Annotated in this window: 3 protein-coding genes; 1 reads left to right on the top strand and 2 read right to left on the bottom strand. The window is 72.6% G+C overall.

The window, feature by feature from the left end:
• The coding region (locus AB8Z36_RS36840; protein WP_369217743.1) for a CopD family protein at positions 1-392 on the top strand (392 nt) is incomplete at its 5' end.
• Here AB8Z36_RS36840 and AB8Z36_RS36835 read toward each other — a convergent pair.
• Together AB8Z36_RS36835 and AB8Z36_RS36830 are read right to left on the bottom strand one after the other, a co-directional pair.
• Positions 299-1015, bottom strand: a complete 717-nt coding sequence (locus AB8Z36_RS36835) for a lysoplasmalogenase (RefSeq protein ID WP_369217742.1) — start codon at positions 1013-1015, stop codon at positions 299-301. The two genes, AB8Z36_RS36840 and AB8Z36_RS36835, sit on opposite strands and share 94 nt — an antisense overlap.
• Positions 1012-1929 (bottom strand): sterol desaturase family protein, encoded by a 918-nt coding sequence (locus AB8Z36_RS36830; protein WP_369217741.1) that lies wholly within the window; start codon positions 1927-1929, stop codon positions 1012-1014. Before AB8Z36_RS36830 ends, AB8Z36_RS36835 begins: the two co-directional genes overlap by 4 nt.
• Positions 1930-2168: the final 239 nt, after the last annotated feature.

The raw sequence follows: 2168 nt of genomic DNA, 5'->3' as shown, positions 1-2168 counted from the left end.
CGGGCGGGCTGCTCTGCGTCCTGCGGATGCTGCGGAGCTGGCGGACGGCCGCTCCGGAGGCGGGCGTCGCCCTGCTCGGCGGCTACGCGCGCGTGGCCGCCGTCCTGTTCGCGGCGATCACGGTGACCGGGACGTGCAGCACGCTGCGCCGGATGCCGCCGGGCACGGTCGCCGACCAGCTCACCGGAACGGCCTACGGCAGGGCGCTGCTCGCCAAGGTGCTCCTGGTGGTCGTCGTCGCCGTGCTCGCGGTCCTGGCCCGCCGCAAACTCCGCCGCTCGCCCGACCGGGCGTCGGCCTATGTGCCCGCGCGGGGCGAGGTGATCGCGCTCGGCGTCGTCGTGGCGCTCTCCGCGCTGCTCACCGCGGTACCGGTGCCGATCCGCTGGTGAGCGGCGAGCACGCCCCTGGCCAGCAGATACTGCGCCGCGATGTAGGTGAGCATGACCGCGAGGTCGGGGCGTGGCAGCTGCGGCCAGTCGGCGACGCCGGTCGCGATGAGCGTGTCCGACAGCAGGAACAGCGCCCCGCCCGCCGCCGCGGTGACGCCGAGTGCGGCCGCGCCGACGGCCATGGCGGTGAGCAGCAGGCTGTAGCCCGCCACCGGGCCGCGCAGGTCGGCGGGCAGGTCCGGCCAGAGCAGCGTCACGGTGCCGGCGAGCGCGAGGGCGTAGGCGGCCACCAGGGCGGCGCCGTACCTGCCCATGCGGCCGTACCTCCTGAAGAGCACGAGGTAGCAGACGTGCCCGGCGGCGAAGGAGCCCATCCCCGCGAGGAAGGCGGGGTCGGTGTCGAGGAGCAGCAGGGTGTCGCCGCCCCAGCCGAGGAGCAGGGCGGCGAGCAGGAGCCGCGGACCGCGCCGCGCCAGCACGTACGCGGCGAGGAGCGGCATGAGCAGCGGCTTGAAGACGGCATGGGCGGTGTCCGAACCCGCGAGGAGCGCGGCGAGGTCACCGAGGGCGGCGAGCCCGAAGGCGCCGAGGAGCGGTCGCGGCGAGGGCCGCCACCCTGTCACGCGGCCCGCTCCGGCACCGGCGCGGGGGCCTGTGCCGCCCCGGGAGGCGCGGGCTCTGTGCGGCCTTCGGGCGCCACGGGGGCCTTGGGCTGCCAGCCGGGGCCGCCGAAGACCCGCCCGGCCCGCTCGCGCCAACTCGCGGCCGCTTTCAGGTCCCTGGCGATGGCGGCGTACTCGTGGGTGGCGACGCGCAGCGGGTTGAAGGTGTCGATGTTCTTCGTCAGGCCGTACACGGGCCGGTCGGTCTCGGCGACCCAGGAGCCGAAGAGGCGGTCCCAGATGATGAGGATGCCGCCGAAGTTGCGGTCCAGGTAGCCGCCCTGCGAGGCGTGGTGCACGCGGTGGTGCGAGGGCGTGTTGAGGACGTACTCGAAGGGGCGCGGCAGCTTGTCGATGCGCTCGGTGTGGATCCAGAACTGGTAGACCAGGTTGGCCGAGGAGCAGAAGGCCAGCGCCGCCGGGTGGACGCCGCAGGCGATGAGCGGCAGGTAGAACGGCCACACCGTGAGGCTGGTCCAGGGCTGGCGCAGCGCGGTGGTGAGGTTGAACCTGCGGCTGGAGTGGTGCACCACATGACAGGCCCACAGGATGCGGATCACGTGGTGGCCCCGGTGCGACCAGTAGTAGAAGAAGTCCTGCGCGAGCAGCATCAGCGGGACCGTCCACCACAGGACCGGCACGCGCAGGGGGGTGAGGGCGTACACCGCGGAGTAGACGGCGACGATCGGTATCTTCCACAGGAAGTCGAAGGCGAGGCTGCCGAGACCCATGGTGACGCTGGTGGCGGCGTCCTTCGTCTCGTACCCCGCCTGGTCCTCGTCCGGATGGAGCCGGTGGCTCACGATCTCGACGACGGTGAGCAGCACGAAGGCCGGGATGGACCACAGCACGACATCGGGCAGGTTCGGGGACATGCGTGCACCGTAGAACGGCTGGTGCCCGGCGACTAGGGGTTGTTACCGACAAGTATTACCGCCGGTACGGGAGTGGATGTTGGTGATCCCCGCCAAAGGGCCCCTCCTGAACGGGCGGTGGTCTCGGCGAAGGGCCACCGGGAGCGGTCTCAGCAGCGGGCCACCGGGAGCACCGACGTGACGTCACGGGCCGGTATCCGAAGCCGCCCCACCGCCTTCTCCCCGGCCTCCCCCTTCTT

Origin of the sequence: Streptomyces flavofungini, from assembly GCF_041028215.1 — a bacterium.
Taxonomy (GTDB): domain Bacteria; phylum Actinomycetota; class Actinomycetes; order Streptomycetales; family Streptomycetaceae; genus Streptomyces; species Streptomyces flavofungini_B.
This window is presented reverse-complemented; position numbering and strand designations above follow the sequence as displayed.